Annotated in this window: 18 protein-coding genes; 10 read left to right on the top strand and 8 right to left on the bottom strand. The window is 62.3% G+C overall.

Annotation, left to right across the window (positions count from 1 at the left end; all coding sequences use genetic code 11):
• The first annotated feature begins 130 nt into the window (after nt 1-130).
• On the top strand, nt 131-637 hold the full coding sequence (locus tag ACA060_RS10415) for an RNA polymerase sigma factor (RefSeq protein ID WP_109629333.1): 507 nt from the start codon (nt 131-133) through the stop codon (nt 635-637).
• On the top strand, nt 634-1386 hold the full coding sequence (locus ACA060_RS10410; protein WP_497317045.1) for an anti-sigma factor family protein: 753 nt from the start codon (nt 634-636) through the stop codon (nt 1384-1386). Before ACA060_RS10415 ends, ACA060_RS10410 begins: the two co-directional genes overlap by 4 nt.
• A gap of 46 nt (nt 1387-1432) precedes the next feature.
• On the opposite strand, the gene ACA060_RS10405 is transcribed toward ACA060_RS10410, so the two are convergent.
• The gene (locus ACA060_RS10405; RefSeq protein ID WP_109629330.1) at nt 1433-2269 is read right to left on the bottom strand and encodes an IclR family transcriptional regulator; all 837 of its coding nucleotides are present in this window, start codon (nt 2267-2269) and stop codon (nt 1433-1435) included.
• A gap of 243 nt (nt 2270-2512) precedes the next feature.
• Between ACA060_RS10405 and ACA060_RS10400 the strand changes: the two genes are divergently transcribed.
• The 7 genes from ACA060_RS10400 to ACA060_RS10370 all read left to right on the top strand — a co-directional run bounded on the left by ACA060_RS10400 (nt 2513) and on the right by ACA060_RS10370 (nt 9163).
• On the top strand, nt 2513-3532 hold the full coding sequence (locus ACA060_RS10400; RefSeq protein WP_497317043.1) for an ABC transporter ATP-binding protein: 1020 nt from the start codon (nt 2513-2515) through the stop codon (nt 3530-3532).
• On the top strand, nt 3529-4398 hold the full coding sequence (locus ACA060_RS10395) for an ABC transporter permease (protein ID WP_109629324.1): 870 nt from the start codon (nt 3529-3531) through the stop codon (nt 4396-4398). Before ACA060_RS10400 ends, ACA060_RS10395 begins: the two co-directional genes overlap by 4 nt.
• Nucleotides 4399-4404: 6 nt before the next feature.
• Nucleotides 4405-5199, top strand: coding sequence for an ABC transporter permease (locus tag ACA060_RS10390; protein ID WP_077749753.1), 795 nt, complete (start codon nt 4405-4407; stop codon nt 5197-5199).
• Between the two features lie 7 nt (nt 5200-5206).
• A complete protein-coding gene (locus ACA060_RS10385; protein ID WP_497317042.1) occupies nt 5207-5497 on the top strand; it encodes a (2Fe-2S)-binding protein in 291 nt (96 codons plus the stop codon).
• 133 nt (nt 5498-5630) lie between these two features.
• Entirely contained in the window at nt 5631-6986 is a 1356-nt protein-coding gene (locus ACA060_RS10380; RefSeq protein WP_497317040.1) for an FAD/NAD(P)-dependent oxidoreductase, read from the top strand.
• Nucleotides 6983-8098: an NAD(P)/FAD-dependent oxidoreductase gene (locus tag ACA060_RS10375; RefSeq protein WP_497317038.1), complete on the top strand. Its 1116-nt coding sequence runs from the start codon at nt 6983-6985 to the stop codon at nt 8096-8098. The genes ACA060_RS10380 and ACA060_RS10375 overlap by 4 nt, the downstream gene beginning before the upstream one ends.
• 18 nt (nt 8099-8116) lie before the next feature.
• On the top strand, nt 8117-9163 hold the full coding sequence (locus ACA060_RS10370) for an ABC transporter substrate-binding protein (protein WP_497317036.1): 1047 nt from the start codon (nt 8117-8119) through the stop codon (nt 9161-9163).
• A 199-nt stretch (nt 9164-9362) separates the two neighbouring features.
• Here ACA060_RS10370 and ACA060_RS10365 read toward each other — a convergent pair whose 3' ends face one another.
• The 7 genes from ACA060_RS10365 to ACA060_RS10335 form a co-directional block, all read right to left on the bottom strand.
• The gene (locus tag ACA060_RS10365) at nt 9363-10325 is read right to left on the bottom strand and encodes a Csu type fimbrial protein (protein ID WP_497317034.1); all 963 of its coding nucleotides are present in this window, start codon (nt 10323-10325) and stop codon (nt 9363-9365) included.
• Nucleotides 10322-12679: a fimbria/pilus outer membrane usher protein gene (locus tag ACA060_RS10360; protein WP_497317032.1), complete on the bottom strand. Its 2358-nt coding sequence runs from the start codon at nt 12677-12679 to the stop codon at nt 10322-10324. Before ACA060_RS10360 ends, ACA060_RS10365 begins: the two co-directional genes overlap by 4 nt.
• A gap of 196 nt (nt 12680-12875) precedes the next feature.
• Nucleotides 12876-13664, bottom strand: coding sequence for a fimbrial biogenesis chaperone (locus ACA060_RS10355; protein ID WP_497317030.1), 789 nt, complete (start codon nt 13662-13664; stop codon nt 12876-12878).
• Between the two features lie 28 nt (nt 13665-13692).
• On the bottom strand, nt 13693-14196 hold the full coding sequence (locus tag ACA060_RS10350; RefSeq protein WP_497317028.1) for a Csu type fimbrial protein: 504 nt from the start codon (nt 14194-14196) through the stop codon (nt 13693-13695).
• Between the two features lie 4 nt (nt 14197-14200).
• Entirely contained in the window at nt 14201-14737 is a 537-nt protein-coding gene (locus tag ACA060_RS10345) for a Csu type fimbrial protein (protein ID WP_109629307.1), read from the bottom strand.
• Nucleotides 14738-14757: 20 nt separating this feature from the next.
• Nucleotides 14758-15291 carry a Csu type fimbrial protein gene (locus tag ACA060_RS10340; protein ID WP_497317026.1) on the bottom strand — a complete coding sequence of 178 codons (534 nt, stop codon included), beginning with the start codon at nt 15289-15291 and terminating at the stop codon, nt 14758-14760.
• 19 nt (nt 15292-15310) lie between these two features.
• On the bottom strand, nt 15311-15871 hold the full coding sequence (locus ACA060_RS10335) for a Csu type fimbrial protein (protein ID WP_497317024.1): 561 nt from the start codon (nt 15869-15871) through the stop codon (nt 15311-15313).
• 246 nt (nt 15872-16117) lie between these two features.
• Between ACA060_RS10335 and zapE the strand changes: the two genes are divergently transcribed.
• Nucleotides 16118-17239, top strand: a complete 1122-nt coding sequence (gene zapE, locus ACA060_RS10330) for a cell division protein ZapE (RefSeq protein ID WP_497317022.1) — start codon at nt 16118-16120, stop codon at nt 17237-17239.
• Nucleotides 17240-17341 lie beyond the last annotated feature (102 nt).

The following is a 17341-nucleotide window of genomic DNA, read 5'->3' as shown; positions in this document are numbered from 1 at the left end:
AGAACCAAGCAGACGTACGCCACACCGCTTTATTCCATCGCCCGGTATTTATTTTTTCAGGCGTGGAATAACCTCCAATGGCGGGCGTCTCCCTGACACTCACCACAGCGTAGTGACTAGTCAGAACTTCATGAACGATATCGACGAACAACTCAGAGAAATCATTCCCAGACTGCGCCGGTTTGCCGTGTCGTTGACACGCAATCCCAGCAGCGCAGACGATCTGGTGCAGTCGAGCCTGGAGCGCGCCCTGTCGAGTTGGGGCGACAAACGTGCCGAGGGCGATTTGCGCGCCTGGCTGTTTTCTATTCTTTACCGGCAATTTCTCGACGCTCATCGGCGCACCCGGCGTTACGCGCGGATGCTCGAATTCTTTACCGGCCGTGACGATGCCGAGCCGTCGGTAGAACGCACCGTGATTGCCCAATCCACCCTGCAAGCCTTCGACCAGCTCACCACTGAACAGCGCGCGCTGCTGCTCTGGGTGTCGGTGGAAGGTTTGAGTTATAAAGAGGTCGCCGAGATTCTCGACGTCCCGACCGGCACCGTGATGTCCCGCCTGTCCCGCGCCCGTCAGGCCCTGCGCCAACTCAGCGACGGCGAAATCACCAGCCCTTCTCTGCGGATACTCAAATGATCAGCATGCCCCCGAGCGAACGCGACCTGCACGCCTACGTCGATCATCAACTCAACGACGCCGACCGACGCCTGATGGAAACCTACCTGGCGAGCAATCCGGAAACCGCCGCGCAAGTGCGCGACTGGCAGCAGGACGCCCAACAACTGCGCGCGGCCATGAGCGGCGCGTTGCACTACACGGCCAACCCGGACCTCGACCCGGCGTTGATCCGCCAACGAATCAGACGCCAGTCCCGCCGTCATCTGGCCAGCGCTGCGGTGCTGTTGATCGCCGTCAGCGTGGGCGGATTGAGCGGCTGGCAGGCGCGGGAAATGACGCTGGTCAGCGCGCCACCGCCGATGACCGATGCGATGCAGGCTTACCGTTTGATCGCCCAGCAAGGCATCCTGCCGGCCGACTACAAGGTCAGCGACGACGGCGACATGCAGGGTTGGCTCGACCGCTATTTCTCTCACGCCAATCGCCTGCCGGACCTGTCGGGCTCAGGCTTCAAACCGGTCAGCGGCCGCTTGCTCAGCACCGAGCAAGGGCCGGCGGCGATGGTGGTTTACGAGGATCAGGGCGGGCACAAGATCAGCTTCTACGTGCGACCACCCGGGCCGAAAAACAACCTGCTGCCTCGGGGCAGTCGCAGCGATGGTGAATTACAGGCCGAGTATTGGTCCGGCGCCGGTTACAACTATGCGATGGTCAGCCCGAGCGATACACCGGCGGCGCAGATGCTCAAGCAGACCACCCAGTTCTGACCACACCACCGATCCCCCTGTGGGAGCGATGATGTGAGGGATGTGTTCAGCCCTGCCCGAACACTTGCGAAGGCCTGCGCAACAACGGATCAAACGGATTGATCCGCGGCCCGATCAACGCCGCTTCGCGCTTGAGCATCTCCACCACCGTCGGCAAACGGTCCGGCCCCAGGCGATCACTCACCGTGGCTACGCTCAACGCCGCCACGGCCCGCCCCTCGCGATCCAGAATCGGCACTGCCACCCCGGCCATGCCTTGCAGCACGCCAGTGTTGCGCCCGGCGTAACCCAGCGTGCGCACATTCTCGACTTCCGAACGCAGGAACACCTCGTCGTACAGGTGAAAATCCTTGAGCCGCGGCAAGTTGTAATGGATCACCGTATCGCGCTCCTCCTCCGGCAGAAACGCCAGAATCGCCAGGCTGCCCTGCCCCACACCCAGCGCCACCCGCCCACCGATATCGCCGGTAAAGGTGCGAATCGGAAACGGCCCTTCGCTGCGGTCCAGACAGATCGCATCAAAGCCGCTGCGCGCCAGCAAAAACAACGAATCCCCCAACGAAGCCGACAGCCGCAACAACGACGGCCGCACCAGTTCGCGCAGGTTTCCGGTGTTGCCGGCCCGCGCCGCCAACGCGAAAAACTCCAGGCTCAGGCGATAGCGTTTACTGCGTGCATCCTGCTCGACCATGCCTTCGTCCATCAAACTGCGCAACAAGCGGTGGGTGGTCGGTTGCGACAGCCCGATGCGCTGCGCCAGTTGCGTCACTCGCTCCCCGCCCTCGACGGTGTCACCCAGGCTGCGCAATACCGCAAACAGTCTGGACACAGCCCCGACACCGACTTCATTTTTGTTTTCATTCCGCTCAATGGAATCAGGCATGTGATTTCTCGACAATAAATTTACTCACTGAATGAAACTGAAAATAGTCATCGCTTCAGTGAAATAGGCCATTGAGCCCATCCTAGGCTTCGTCCTACTCTGCGTCCAGACAGGGGCGATTCGAACAACAGCGGCAGCCGACTGAAGTCGAGCGCCAACGCACCCAGCAACACCTTTCGTATCTGCCCATACAAAAAAGCGCGCCTTCGGGCGACGCATAACAATCTCAGGTGGAGCGCAGTTATGGCTTTTGTGCAACTTGAAGGACTCGGCAAACGTTACGGCGAGATCGACGCCGTCGTCGCCACCGACCTCTCGGTCGAGAAAGGCGAATTCGTGTCCCTGCTCGGCCCCTCCGGCTGCGGCAAAACCACCACCCTGCAAATGATCGCCGGCTTCGTCGAAGTCAGCAGCGGGCGCATCCTGCTCGACGGTCGCGACATCACCCACGCCAAACCCGCCAGCCGTGGTTTGGGCGTGGTGTTCCAGAGTTACGCGCTGTTCCCGCACATGACCGTCAAAGACAACGTCGCCTTTGGCTTGCGGATGCGCAAAGTGCCCGCTGCCGAGTTGCAACAGCGGGTCGATCGCGTGCTGAAACTGGTGCGCCTCAATCAGCACGCCGAGCGTTACCCTCGGGAACTCTCCGGCGGCCAACGCCAGCGTGTTGCACTGGCCCGGGCCCTGGTGATCGAGCCGCCGGTGCTGCTGCTCGATGAGCCGCTGTCCAACCTCGACGCCAACTTGCGCGAAGAGATGCAATTCGAGATCCGCCGCATCCAGCGCGAAGTCGGGATCACCACGTTGATGGTGACCCACGATCAATCCGAAGCGCTGTCGATCAGCGACCGCGTGGTGGTGATGCAGGCCGGGCGCATCACCCAGATCGATGCGCCCTACACCCTTTACGAACACCCGCGCACCGAGTTCATTTCCGGCTTCGTCGGCAAAGCCAATTTGCTGCCCGGCGAGCGTGATGCCGCCGGCGTGGTCCAGGTGCAAAGAGACGGTGACCTGACCCTGAGCCTGCGCCCGGAAAAAATCGATTTGCGCGACCAGGGCCAGGGTCGCCTGCAAGGCAAGATTGTCAGCCGTTTCTTCCTCGGCAGCCAATGGTTGTACGGCGTCTCGACGACCTTGGGCGAACTCAGCGTGGTGCGCCGCAACGACGGTTCGGCACCGCTGACCGAAGGCACAGCGGTCGGCCTCGATTGGGACGCAACGTTGCTGCGGGTGCTGAGTGTCGACGAGGTGCCGGCATGAGTACGCTTGCCGCCATTCGCCAAGGGCGCCAGGGTTACTGGCTGTCGGCACCGGCCCTGGCGTTGTACCTCGGGCTGCTGATCATCCCGCTGCTGCTGACCCTGGTGCTGTCGTTCAACGTCTTTGACTACAGCTCGGGGATCAATGGCGACGCTTTCACTTTTGATCACTACAGCAGCTTGCTGGGCGATCCGTACTTCTACGAAATCTTCCTGCGCACAATGTGGATCAGCGCCTTGACCACCCTGCTCTGCGTGGTGATCGGTGTGCCAGAGGCCTACATCCTCAGCCGCATGGGCGCGCCTTGGCGCTCGATTTTCCTGATTCTGATCCTCACGCCGCTGCTGATATCAGTGGTGGTGCGCGCCTTCGGCTGGAGCCTGCTGCTCGGTGCCGACGGGCTAGTCAACCAGACCCTGCAAGCCTTCGGCGGCTCGCCGATGAAGTTGCTGTACACGCCGTTCGCAGTGGTGATTGCGCTGGTCCACGTGATGCTGCCGTTCATGATTATTCCGGTTTGGACCTCGCTGCAGAAACTCGACCCCGCCGCCGAGCAGGCCGCGCTGTCGCTGGGCGCCAGCCACTTCACGGTAATGCGCCAGGTGGTGTTGCCGCAGATCATGCCGGGCGTGTTGTCGGGCACCTTGATCGTGTTCGGCCTCGCCGCCAGTTCCTTTGCCATTCCCGGCCTGCTCGGCGGGCGTCGCCTGAAGATGGTCGCGACGCTGATCTACGACCAATACCTGTCGGAGCTCAACTGGCCGATGGGCGCGGCCATCGCCGTGGCGCTGCTGCTGCTGAACCTGCTGATCATGCTGTCGTGGAACCGGATGATCGAAGGCCGCTACAAGAAGTCATTGGGATAACTCGTCATGTCCAAGAACGGTCCTTTTGCCCTGCTGTTCCATGCCCTGGTGGTGCTGTTCATGCTCGCGCCGCTGGTGGTGGTGTGCCTCGTGGCCTTCACCCCGGAAAACACCCTGAGCCTGCCCACCACGGAGTTTTCCCTGCGCTGGTTCCGCGCGGTGTTCGAGCGCGCCGACTTTGTCGATGCGTTCTACAACAGTCTGATTCTGGCATTTTGCGCGGCCAGTATCGCGACGTTAATTGCGGTGCCGGCGGCGCTGGCGATCACGCGTTTCGAGTTTCCGGGCCGGGATTTTCTCAACGGTTTGTTTTTGTCACCGATCATCATTCCGCACCTGGTGCTGGGTGTGGCGCTGTTGCGTCTGTTTGCGCTGATGGGCGTCAACGGTAGCTTCGCCTGGCTGATCTTCGCCCATGTGCTGGTGATTACGCCGTATGTGTTGCGGTTGGTGTTGGCCTCGGCCATTGGCCTGGATCGCAGCGCCGAACACGCGGCGCAATCACTCGGTGCCGGGCGTTTCACGCTGTTCCGGGAAATCACCTTGCCGATGATTCTGCCGGGGGTCGCCGGCGGTTGGCTGCTGGCGTTCATCAACAGTTTTGACGAGGTCACGCTGTCGATTTTCGTCACCTCGCCGGCCACGCAAACCCTGCCGGTGCGCATGTATGTGTACGCCACCGAATCCATCGATCCGATGATGGCGGCGGTGTCGGCACTGGTGATCGGGCTGACTGCGCTGACGATGATTCTGCTCGATCGGGTGTATGGCCTGGATCGGGTGCTGGTGGGTAAACAATGAGGGCGCCATGGCACTGTTGAAACGACTGGCCGAAGGCGACCGCCCGGCTGTGGAATTTACCCTCGACGGGAAACCGGCGACCGGCCTGCTCGGCGACACGCTGCTGACCGCCGTGCTGACCTGCAGCGAACACCTGCGCGGCAGCGACTTCAGCGCCGAACCCCGCGCCGGATTCTGTCTGATGGGCGCCTGCCAGGACTGCTGGGTGCGCCTGGGCGATGGCCGCCGCGTGCGCGCCTGTTCAACACTGCTTGAAGCCGGCCAACACATCAGCCGCGAACCGGGGCGCTCCGTATGAACACCTTTTCTACCCGCAAAACCGAGACCCCCTGTGGGAGCGAGCCTGCTCGCGATAGCGGTCTGTCAGTCACCACCCATGTTGAATGGGCCGCAGTCATCGCGAGCAGGCTCGCTCCCACAGGGGGATGGGTATGAAGCCTGTGGTCATTGTCGGTGCCGGGCCGGCGGGGATTCGGGCGGCGCAGACGTTGGTGGCGCATGGGGTTCGTCCGGTTCTGTTGGACGAAGCGGCGCGCGGTGGCGGGCAGATTTATCGGCGCCAGCCGGAGAATTTCAAGCGCTCGGCGGTCAAGCTGTATGGCTTCGAGGCGAGTAAGGCCAGTGCGTTGCATCAGACGATCGACGCGCTGCGCGAACACCTCGACTACCGCCCCGAGACGCTGGTCTGGAACGCCGAAGACGGTGCACTGGACACTTTGCATGAAGGCCGTGCCGCACGACTGGAATTCTCCCGCGTGATCGTCGCCACGGGGGCCACTGACCGGATCCTGCCGGTGTCGGGTTGGACGTTGCCGGGTGTCTACAGCCTCGGCGCCGCGCAGATCGCGCTCAAATTCCAGGGCTGCGCCATCGGTGAACGCGTGGTGTTCGCCGGCAGCGGCCCGTTGCTGTACCTGGTGGCGTATCAATACGCCAAGGCCGGCGCGAAGGTGGTGGCCGTGCTCGACAGCTCCCCTTTCAGCGCTCAGGCCCGCGCCCTGCCCGGCCTGCTGTCGCAACCATCGACGCTGGCCAAAGGCATCTATTACCGCAGCTGGCTGACCGCCCACGGCATCCCGGTGCATCAGGGCGCAACCCTGAAACGCATCAATGGCGAACAACGCGTGCACTCGCTGGACGGGTCCAACGCCAAAGGTGAACAGCAGATCGATTGTGACGCCGTCGCCTTCGCCCATGGCCTGCGCAGCGAAACCCAACTCGCCGATTTGCTTGGCTGCGCATTCGCCTGGAACCCACTCAACCGCGCATGGTTGCCGCAACGCGACCACACCGGTCGCAGCAGCGTCGCCGAGGTTTATCTGGCCGGTGATGGCGCCGGCATCATGGGCGCCGATGCCGCTGAAATGGCGGGTGAACGGGCAGCCCTGGCATTGCTCGAAGACATCGGCTACCTGATTCCACCGCAACGTCCCGACAACCTTGAACGCTCCCTGCAACGCATCGGCGAGTTCCGCCACGGACTGGAGCGCGCCTTCGCCTTTCCCGAGCACTGGGCCAACGAAACCGCCGATGAGGTGGTCGTCTGCCGCTGCGAAGAAGTGCGCGCCGGCGAGATCCGCCAGGTGGTGCGCGAAGGTCACTGGGAAATCAATCGGGTCAAGGCGCATTGCCGCATTGGCATGGGCCGCTGTCAGGGGCGGATGTGCGGCGCCGCAGCAGCGGAAATCATTGCCTGCGAAAGCCGGCGCCCGGTGTCGGAAATCGGTCGATTACGGGCGCAGGCGCCGATCAAACCGCTGCCGTTTGGCCTGGAGGTCGAGCCATGATCGAAGTCGATGCGGTGATCATTGGCGGCGGCATTGTCGGGGCCTCGGCCGCACTGTTTCTGAGCAAGGCCGGCCGTCGTGTCGCGCTGCTGGAGCGCGACTTTTGCGGCTCGCATTCCAGCGGCGTGAACTACGGCGGCGTGCGACGACAGGGCCGTCCGCTGTCGCAGTTGCCATTGTCGCAACGGGCCCACGAGCTATGGGGACAGTTGCCGCAACTGATCGGCATCGACGGCGAATACCAGCGCAGCGGTCACTTGAAACTGGCCCGCAGCCTCAGCGATCTGCATGCCTTGCAGCACTATGCCGTCAGTAGCCAGGGCTTCGGTCTCGATTTGCAGGTGCTCGACCGACGCGAATTGCGCGCGCGTTTTCCGTGGGTCGGCGACGTCGCAGTGGGCGCATCGTTTTGCCCGGACGACGGCCATGCCAACCCGCGCCTGGTGTCCCCCGCCTTCGCGCAAACGGCTCGTCGGCATGGCGCGCAGGTCCACGAACAATGTGCGGTAACGGCGGTGGAACACGACGGTCAGCGCTTTCGTGTCAGCACTCAAACCGGCCTCGAATTGCACGCGCGCTGGTTGCTGAACTGCGCCGGGGCCTGGGCCGGACACCTGGCCGCACAGTTTGGCGAAGCGGTGCCCATGCACGCCGGCCACCCGGCGATGCTGGTCACCGAGCCATTGCCGCTGGTGATGAATGCCAGCACCGGCGTCGAGGGTGGCGGCATCTACGCCCGCCAGGTGGCGCGCGGCAATTGCGTGCTCGGCGGCGGCCAGGGTTTTGCCCTCGATGACGCGCGCGCCCGCCCCGGCCAGCACGCCGTGATCGAGATCTTGCGCCAGGCCGTCGAGCTCTACCCGTTTCTTGAAGGTGCCCAGGCGATTCGTACCTGGAGCGGCACCGAAGGTTATCTGCCTGATCGCCAACCGGTGATCGGGCATAGCAGCACCCGGCCCGGTCTGTTGCACGCTTTCGGCTTTGCCGGCGCGGGTTTCCAGATCGGCCCGGCGGTGGGCCTGGCGCTCACCGAGATCATCTGCAGCGGCGCCTCCAAGACGCCACTGGATGCGTTTTCCATCACCCGGTTTCACTCCATCTCCGTTGCTTGATAGAGGAAGGTCGCGCCAATGAATAACGTCAAACGCACTGCACTGCTCGGTTTCTCCTGTCTGACTGCCCTGTTCACAGTCACCCAGGCCCAGGCCGAACCCACGCTTTATCTCGGCATGAACGGCGGGACCATGGAGCGGCTCTATGCCGACAAGGTGCTGCCGGTGTTCGAGAAGGCGAACAACGTCAAAGTGGTGATCGTGCCGGGGACTTCCGCCGATATCCTGGCCAAGGTCCAGGCCAGCAAAGGCAACCCGCAGATGCACGTGATGTTCCTCGACGACGGCATCATGTACCGCGCCATCGCCATGGGCTTGTGCGACAAGCTCGAAGACAGCGCACCGCTGGCGCAGATTCCGGCCAAGGGTCGCATCAAGGATCAAGCAGTGGCGGTCAGCCTCGGCGTGACCGGGCTGGCGTACAACACGCGCCTGTTCAAGGAGAAAGGCTGGGCTGCGCCGACCTCGTGGATGGACATGGCCGACCCGCGCTTCAAGGACAAACTGGTGTTCCAGTCGATGGCCTCCTCGACCTTCGGCCTGCACGGTTTCCTGATGTTCAACCGGATTCAGGGCGGCAGCGAAACCGACGTCGAACCGGGCTTCAAGGCTTGGCCGAATACCGTCGGGCGCAACGTGCTGGAGTACATTCCAAGTTCGGCGAAGATTTCCGAAATGCTCCAGACCGACGAAGCGGCGCTGTTCCCGCTGACCCCGACCCAGGTCACCGCGCTGAAACTCAAGGGCATGCCGGTGGAATATGCGCAGCCCAAGGAAGGCTCCGTGGTGCTCAACGTGGCTGAGTGCGCCATCGCCAACAACACCCAACCGGAACTGGCGCAGAAACTCGCTGCGTTTTTGCTGACCCCTGAAGCCCAGGCCGCGGCGCTGGAAGATGGCGACCAGATCCCGTCCAACCCGAACACGCCGACCACCGACAAGACCCGCGGCCAGGTCGAGGCGATGAAGCAGTACCTGACCACCGCGATTGCGATTGATTGGGATCAGGTCAACGAACAGCGCCCGGCGTGGAATGCGCGGTGGAATCGCAGCATTGAGCGGTAGTCACTGACACTACTGTTCGACTGGAATGCTACCCCTGTAGCAGCTGCCGAGCAGCGCGAGGCAGCGTTCGGCTGCAAAGCAGTCGTAAAATCAGGCAACCGGTTCTTTCAGGAAAACCGCGTAACCCGGGTTTACGACTGCTTCGCAGCCGAACGCTGCCTCGCGCTGCTCGGCAGCTGCTACAGGTGGGAGTGCTTGGTTAGAACCCGACATCAAGGATCACGTTGTCCAGATAGGTCCCGGCCGGCGGTGTGATCTGGTCCGTGTAGATTTTTGCGTTGTAGTTAAACACCTGGCTGCCCGTGCCCAAGCCATTGCCTGGGTTGACCTCCGCATCGGAACTGGCCCGGCGCGCACTGCCGACATTGCCCCAGCGGGTGGTGCCGGCGCTCTTGAAGATGTCGTAGGCCAGGTAATTGGCCCCGGAGATCATCTGTCGACGCCCGCCGATACCGGCCGCATGCTGGCCGTCGTCCAGCCCCACGGTGTACGCGCTGCCCTTGGTGCAGGCCAGGTTGATGGTCTGGCCGGTGACGGCGGTGAAGGCGCTGACCACCGGCGCACTGCCGAAACTGATGTTCGGCGCGGTGATGGTGCAGTCGTTGGCCACGGTCATGTTAACGGTTAACGTCGCAGTGCCACTGCCGATGTCGCGCCCCAGGCAGATGCTGCCGGCACCGACGCCCGCGCAATAATTCCAGTTCCAGAAAATACTCAGGGTTTCGCTGTAGACGCCCGCTGCCACGTTGCTGCCGATGGTCGTGCGCAAATAAACGGGCGCGGTTTTCGGTATCACACTGCCCAGCAGGCCGAGGGCGTCGATGATGCCATTGCGGGCGAAATCGAATGCCACGGCCCGGTTGATCGGATAGCTGGTGCTGTTGTCGGCGTACAACGTGTAGCCGATGACGTCCCCGGTCGGCCCGAGCAAGCCGGATTGAGTCGATGAGACTGTTGCGTAGAAGTGGTCATTATTGGTCAGCAAAGACAGCAGTGAACCGCTGCAACTCAACCCCGCATTGGGGGTGGAACTGGTTTGAGCCGTGGTGCGCACCGCAATCGAACTCTGGGAACCGAACCCCGCCGCTGTGGTGCTGACCACAGAGCACAGCGCCCAGGCGCCACCCGGCAGCCACAGTGCCAAAAACACCAGCCATTTCATTGGCACACCAACGGACCGATCAACGGAATCTGATCCTGATTCAAGTCCACGGCGAAATGCACCTGACAGGTCTTTCCATCCGCCAGGGTCACCTGCAAGCTGTTTTGCTTCTGAAGGTTTTCCAGGTACACCAGACCGTCCCAACCGACCACGGTTTGTACGCCGCTCTGCTCGTGCACAACGTTGCTGCCCAAGGGCAACTCCTGTTGCTGCGCATCCACCAGCACGATGCTCGCGGCAATAACCTTGGTGAGTGGAAACTCCAGCAGATAACCGCTGCCCCGGCGTACCGCGATCCGCTGCTCGACATTGGGGCTGCGCACGTTGGCCGGCAAATTCAGCGGATCGATCTCGTATTTGCCACGGTAATAGGCGCTGCTCCACGGCACCAGCAAGTGGCCGTTGCGATCCGTCTGGCCGACCTGCTGGTTTTCGTAGCGCACGGGAATGTCGGCGAAACCCTCGGTGCTGACCACCACGAACGCATCGTCGATCCGGTTGGCCGCAAACACCTGACGGTCCATCCAGACCAGCGAACCGCTGGCATCGGCCCAACGGGTTTCAGCGTCGCTGTTGCCGTAGACACCCGCCTGCAACTGCACCGATTGCAGGCGCCAGGTCAGGTCGGCCTGACGATAATCCGGGCCGTCGCCCTGGGCGTAACCGAGGTTGAAACCCACCCCGCCTTCGGTGGGCACCGCACGGCTGTAGTTGACCCGCTGCTGGTTTTGCCCGGTCTTGCTGCGCTCGCTGCTGATGGCCAGGCTACCGCGCAGATCGAAGGGGATCACCAGTTGCGCCTGCACCGCCCAGTTGCTGTCACCGATTTCGCGGTTGGCCGACAGGTAGAAACTACTGTTGCGCCACAAGGGTTTGCTCCAGGTCATGTTGAGCAGCCGGGTGCGCGAATCATCCGCCGCACGCACGTCGAAATAACCGACACCGAGGCTGCCCCAGGTGTCGAGGTTGAGGCTCAGGGTCGCTTGTTCGCTGCGTGTGCTCAGGGTGGTGTAAGGGCTGTCGATCACGGTCAGGTCGGCGTAGTGGTCGCGACGTTGCAGACGCTGCCAGGAGAAGCTGTAGCGCTGGCTGCTGTACTGATAACCGAGGCTCAATTGCTGACCGCTTTCGCCCTCGAAACGGCTTTGGCTGAGCGCGGTATTGAGCACCCCGAAATTGCCCAGCCGCAGGTTACCGCCCACGCCACCGAGACTCAGGGAATCCGATGCCTCGGCATGGCTTTCCAGGGTGAGGTTATCGCTCAAGCCGTAACGCAGGCTGCCGGACGCAACACCGGGGCCGTAGCTGAAATCGCGGATCCCGTAGTCCCGGCGCAAGGTGCCCGCCGCCACGGAATAATCACTCAAGCCTTTTTGCAGCAAGCTGCTGGTGACGTAGAACGGCACCGTGGTCGAGACCTGTCGGCCCAGTGCATCCGTCGTCACCACGACCGCTTCGCCGGCGCCGTTGATGAACGGGATATTGGTCAGTGTGTAAGGCCCGGGCTGCAGTTCGGCGCTACTGGATTTGTAGCCATTGATGAACAGGTCCACCGAGGACGGCACTGCCGCTTCCCCGGCAAACTGCGGCAACGGATAGGTCACCAGGTCCGGGCGCACGCCGAAGTCGCGGGAGACCTGCACGCCGCCCAGGCGCACCGAACTGCTCCAGGGCAAGGCGCCGCTGACCAGGTCGCCGGCCTCATAAGTGAGCAATCGCTCGTCGTCGGAGTAACGCCAGGTGGTGTCGTAGCGCAGGTAACCGTTGTTCAGTGTGCTGACCGCATTCCCCGACAAGGTGCGGCGGTATTGCCCGGTGTTGGACAGCGTGCCCCAGCTGTCGAACAGCCTTACTTCGTTCCACGCCGCAAGGTAGGTGCCGGCGTCATCGGTGTCGTTGAGGTACAGGTCGTAGTTGAGCAAGGCCCCGAAACTGCTCAGCGCTGGCGTTCGCGGATAGGCTTGGCGGTTGCCGACGAACTGCTCCGGCAGCCAGTCCGGCGGAACCTCCAGCAGCAGCCGTTGAGCACCACTGTCGTACTCGCTGTGCAGGCCCGGCAGGCTGTCGAGGTCGACTTCGGTGTCGGTGTTTTCAGGCAATTTGATGCCGCTGTCGCGCAACGCACTGGCCGGTAGAAAGAAGCTTGCGCCCCGCTGCTCCACCGCCACGATTCGTCCGGTATTCATCTGATTGACCACCAATTCCAGAAACAACTGTGCATCCGCCACAGCCTCCATGCCGCTGGGCGGGGGCGGCAGATCACCGGCCCGGGCCTGAGAGTTGAACACCAACCAGCACGCGCAGCTCAATGCCCACAACGGCCGCTGGAAACTGCGAGCCAGGCGTTGGCTCATTCGCGCATTAGGTCCGTCTATAGACAGATCCCTCCTTGTCACAGCACACACGACCTGTAGCAGCTGCCGAAGGCTGCGTTCGGCTGCGCAGCAGTCGCTTGATCAGGCACCGGGGTTATTCAGGTAAATCGCGGAGACCGTTTTGCGACTGCTTCGCAGCCGAACGCGGGCTTCGCCAGCTGCTACAGGGATGTGATCAACGAGCGGGCGTGATGCTTTGAACCTGCGGCGCGCCATTGATCCGCACCTGCAACGCCGGATTGGCGGCCATCGGTCCCGGTGCCGGCCAGCGCATGATTGCGCCGGGCAGCACGTAACCCAGCAGGCCTTCCACCAGGGGTTGGGTCTGGCCGCCTTGCTTGAGTGCCACATCGGTCAGCCGAGCATGCACTGCGCCCTGATTGCGCACTTCGACATAGGGCCGACCGTCCACCGCCACCGTACGCCAGCTCAGATCGGGCAAGCCGACGCCTTTGGGATCGCGTTGGCGGGTGGTGTCTTCCTTGCTCCACAGCCCGGCGCCATAGGCGAACAACGGGACGGAATAACGCATCTGAAAACGAATCGCCGCAGCGGTCTTGCCGTTTTCGGAAGCCGGGGTTTTAGCCGAGGGAATTTCATCGATGATGATGCGGTAAGCCAGTTCCTGCCCCGGTGGAATCTCCCGGGTGCGGGTCAGGCGCACCAGTTGTTTCTGACCCGGTTCAATCTTCGCCACCGGTGGGCTGCCAATCACATCGCGCTGATTCTGATACTGATCGTTGAAGCCGCTCTGGCTCCAGGCGAATACCCGGATCTGCAGGTTGGCGGTCTCATTGCCGCGGTTTTCCAGCCACAAGGCACTGGCCTGTTGATCAGCCTCCAGCACCGGGTCGATCGGCCAGATCAGCACCGAACTGGCGGCTTGCACCTCGACCGTCCCCAGCAACACCATCACCAATACCGCACAACGCATGACTGAATGCCGCTGCGAAGGTGAACTCATAGGCCTGCTCCTTATTCAAAACGACGCGTTACCACGACAGCTGCACCTGCAACACATCGCTGTACGTCCCCCCAGGCTGATTGCCCGGTAATTGCACCCGTCCATAAATCGGCAGGCTGATGTTATTGGCATCGCTGTAGGCCACGGCAACACTCTGGCCAATCCCCAGGCTCTGGCTGAACGCCGCATCGCGAAACAGCTGATACGCCACACGGTTACTGCCGGTGGTGAGCTGCATATGCCGCCCGCTGTTGTTGTACTGGCCACCATCGACACTCATGCTCATCGTCACCCCCGGCGTGCATTGCAAACGCACACCAGCGCTCAACGCCACCTGCACCGTGTCGGTGGCCAGGGCTGACTGACTGCCGAAGTCGAGGCTGCCGTAATTCGATACGCCGCCCACCACCAGGCACCCGGCGGTGATCGTAGCGCTGACCTGAAAACTCTGGCTGGTCACCGCCGCCAGCGGCAACGGCACGCTCCCAGCACACAGCAGGATCAGCGCCGCATAGCCGTGCTTTTGGGTCATCGCGCTAGAACGTCAGTTCGACGGCAACGGTGTCGGTGTAAGTACCGGCCGGTAGCCCGGCCTTGCCCACGGCTTTACCGTAGAGGTTCACGGTCTGCGCCACACCGGTGCTGGTCGCGAGATTGATCACCCCGTCGATGGCCAGAATCTGAGAATGCCCGGAGTCGGTGTACAGGTCATACGGCACGTAGTTGCCACTGCCATCTGCCAGCGCCCGGGTTCCGCCGGCAGACAGGCCGTCATTGGCACCCGCCCGGACCTTCACCGCCGGCGTGGTGCCGCTGGAACAGAGGATCGACAACGCCCCGCCACCGCCGCCCAGCACTTGCGCATTGGCGGTGGTGAACAGGCTGTTTTCGGTGCCGAAATTCAAAGCACCGAAGTTCAGGCCGCTGGAACCACCGGCACCGTTGACCTGACAACTGTTGGTCAGGATCAGGCTGGAGGTGATCTGGCCGGTGACCGTGGTCGCGGCATGGGCACTGGACACCAGCGTCAGGCCGAGCAATGACAAACCTATCCTTGATACGAGCATGTGCATGGTGTCCGTCCTCTACGGGGTTACCAATCCAGCGTTACCGTCAGGGTGTCGGTATAGACACCGGCCGGTAGCGCTCGGGCATTCGCCACCACCGAGCCAAATACCGGAATCGGTATCCGGGCCCCGCTGGTGACAGCGAAATTGTGTTGCTGGCCGATGCTGTAACGCTGGTTTCCGGACGCATCGAGGAACAACTGATAAGGGATGGTCTCGCTGCCGTTGCTCAGGCGACGAGTCGTACCGTCGCCATGGGCGCCGCCATCGATGGTGACGGTGAACCCGGTGACCGACGGATTGCAGACCACGTTCAGCCTGCCGTTACCGTCATCGCCCAGGCTGGCGTTGATCGGACGATTCCAGGTCGGGCCTTGCTGGCCAAAATCAAGCGTGCCGAAATCGCTGGGCGCACTGCCAGGTTCGGCACCATTGGTGACTTCACATCCGGAGGTAATGGTCAGCCGCGCATGAATCTGCCCGCTGACCGCGGCTTGCGCGTCTTCGGCCAGCAGAACCAGCAAGCTCGTGGCGATCACCCTCCAGTGCCTGTTTGTCATGGCGCCAACCCACTCCTCGTTACCAGGTGACCGTCACTTTCACCACGTCTGAATAGCGGCTGACACGGGGAATCTCCGCGAGCCGTTCGATACGGGCATACAAGGGCAAATCCACTGAACCGGAATCCGGTACACGACCACTCACCGGGACATTCACCGCCAGCGGGATCAGTCGCGCCGGGTCCTGGTAGAGCCGATAAGGGATGGGTTTGCTGCCGGCGGAACCGGCCATGTAGCGCACGTCACCGACACCACCGTGCAGGCCGCCGTCGACGCGTAATTGATAAGGGGTGTCGGGGTTGCATTCGAGCCGTGGCAGTCGCTCATTCATCAGCGCCGCGCCCAGCGGTCCGGCCGGGTCATCCAGTCGCGCGGTGCTGCCGAAGTCGAGCACGCCCAGTTGCTCGATTCCTGCTCGGTGTTGCTGCCCAATCACCTGGCAACCACGCTGCACGTCGATGCGCACGTCGACCTGAAGTTCGGCGGCAAACACTTGCGCGCTGAGCGCCAGACCTATAATTGCCACGACCCTAATTCCTTTCACGGTCCCATTTCCTTGTGTGGGGTGGCTACTAGACATCAGGGTAGCAATGGACCCGAATTTCGCCAGCCGCTGATCGTCAATGCACCTCTGCTACAGGCGTTTTCTACCGGGATTTGGCGGAATAACACCGATATAACGGCTTAAAAAAGCTCTACAACCCGAAGAATCCTGTTGAGATATCGGGTCATCGGTCGACAGCACTGGCAGGCAAATTCAGCCTTTGGTTACACTACGCCGCCGCAGCTCGGGCAGCCTGCCTGACGATTACGGGGTGACCTCACAGTGGCTGTTCGACCGCCCAACCGTTCGCGACTCGCACCGCGCTGGCCCTCGCTTCGCCGTTTGTTCGGCAAGGTGTCGGCTGCGCCAGCCAGTGCGTCCGGTCGAGTGATCCACGACTACTTCCGCCACAAGGCTCACGCCCAGGGCTACACCCTCAGCCACAGCCAACAGCGCGTGATCGACTGCATGGCGCAGCACGCCACGGCACTGCTCGGTGCATCGGCGAAAACACTCCCTGGCCTTTACTTGCATGGTGCGGTCGGTCGCGGCAAGAGCTGGTTGCTCGACGGGTTTTTCCAGGCCATCCCGATCACGGAAAAACAGCGCCTGCACTTTCATCAGTTCTTTGCCCGGCTGCACCAGGGCATGTTCACTCACCGTGATCAGCCCGATGCGCTGGCCGTCACCCTTGATGAGTTGCTGAACGACTGCCGCGTGTTGTGTTTCGACGAGTTCCACGTCCACGACATCGGCGATGCGATGCTCATCACGCGCCTGTTCAAGGCTTTGTTCCAACGGGGTATCCTGCTGCTGGTGACCTCCAATTATCCGCCGGAAGGTTTGTTGCCCAACCCGCTCTACCACGCCCGGTTCAAACCGGTGATCGACTTGATCCACGCGCGCATGCAGGTCATGGAAGTCGGCGGGCCCCATGACTACCGCAGTCAGATGAAAACACACGCGCATCAGGTGTTTACCCAGGGACGGTACGTCTGGCCGGGCACCGTGGAGCAACGTCAGGCGTTGAAACTGCCGGAACGTGGCGCACCGGCCCTGCAACTGCCGGTCGGCGCACGGCATCTTCAAGCGCGACGCTGCGAAGACCGCAGCATCGGTTTTACCTTTGACGACCTGTGCGAACACCCCACGGCAGTCATGGATTACCTGGAGCTGTGCCGGCGTTTCGATGACTGGACCATCGACCAGTTGCCCAACCTGGCAGCGTGCTCGATGGCGGCGCAACAGCGTTTCATCAATCTGATTGACGTTTTGTACGATCAGGACAAGCACCTGACGTTGGTCGGTGAGCAGTCGTTGCGTGAAAGCCTGGGGGGCGATGCGATTGACTTTGCGCGTACGCGGAGTCGGTTGGGGCAGTTGATGGAGGTCAGGGAGCCGTAGTTTTTGTGTCGCAGTTTCGGCCTCTTCGCGAGCGAGCCCGCTCCCACTGGTGACCGAGTTGCCTGGGTGGACTCGGACTCATGTGGGAGCGGGCTTGCTCGC

This window comes from Pseudomonas sp. LBUM1671 (genome assembly GCF_059695685.1).
The sequence above is the reverse complement of the archived record's forward strand: the minus strand, read 5'-3'. Positions and strand labels throughout refer to the sequence as shown.

Coding starts and splice junctions, on each gene's coding strand:
- ACA060_RS10335 (WP_497317024.1), bottom strand. CDS start 15,871: ATGTCTAGTAGCCACCCCACACAAGGAAATGGGACCGTGAAAGGAATT.
- ACA060_RS10400 (WP_497317043.1), top strand. CDS start 2,513: ATGGCTTTTGTGCAACTTGAAGGACTCGGCAAACGTTACGGCGAGATC.
- ACA060_RS10405 (WP_109629330.1), bottom strand. CDS start 2,269: ATGCCTGATTCCATTGAGCGGAATGAAAACAAAAATGAAGTCGGTGTC.
- ACA060_RS10360 (WP_497317032.1), bottom strand. CDS start 12,679: ATGAGCCAACGCCTGGCTCGCAGTTTCCAGCGGCCGTTGTGGGCATTG.
- ACA060_RS10345 (WP_109629307.1), bottom strand. CDS start 14,737: ATGCACATGCTCGTATCAAGGATAGGTTTGTCATTGCTCGGCCTGACG.
- ACA060_RS10380 (WP_497317040.1), top strand. CDS start 5,631: ATGAAGCCTGTGGTCATTGTCGGTGCCGGGCCGGCGGGGATTCGGGCG.
- ACA060_RS10415 (WP_109629333.1), top strand. CDS start 131: ATGAACGATATCGACGAACAACTCAGAGAAATCATTCCCAGACTGCGC.
- ACA060_RS10355 (WP_497317030.1), bottom strand. CDS start 13,664: ATGAGTTCACCTTCGCAGCGGCATTCAGTCATGCGTTGTGCGGTATTG.
- ACA060_RS10370 (WP_497317036.1), top strand. CDS start 8,117: ATGAATAACGTCAAACGCACTGCACTGCTCGGTTTCTCCTGTCTGACT.
- ACA060_RS10395 (WP_109629324.1), top strand. CDS start 3,529: ATGAGTACGCTTGCCGCCATTCGCCAAGGGCGCCAGGGTTACTGGCTG.
- ACA060_RS10375 (WP_497317038.1), top strand. CDS start 6,983: ATGATCGAAGTCGATGCGGTGATCATTGGCGGCGGCATTGTCGGGGCC.
- ACA060_RS10410 (WP_497317045.1), top strand. CDS start 634: ATGATCAGCATGCCCCCGAGCGAACGCGACCTGCACGCCTACGTCGAT.
- ACA060_RS10350 (WP_497317028.1), bottom strand. CDS start 14,196: ATGACCCAAAAGCACGGCTATGCGGCGCTGATCCTGCTGTGTGCTGGG.
- ACA060_RS10390 (WP_077749753.1), top strand. CDS start 4,405: ATGTCCAAGAACGGTCCTTTTGCCCTGCTGTTCCATGCCCTGGTGGTG.
- ACA060_RS10340 (WP_497317026.1), bottom strand. CDS start 15,291: ATGACAAACAGGCACTGGAGGGTGATCGCCACGAGCTTGCTGGTTCTG.
- ACA060_RS10385 (WP_497317042.1), top strand. CDS start 5,207: ATGGCACTGTTGAAACGACTGGCCGAAGGCGACCGCCCGGCTGTGGAA.
- ACA060_RS10365 (WP_497317034.1), bottom strand. CDS start 10,325: ATGAAATGGCTGGTGTTTTTGGCACTGTGGCTGCCGGGTGGCGCCTGG.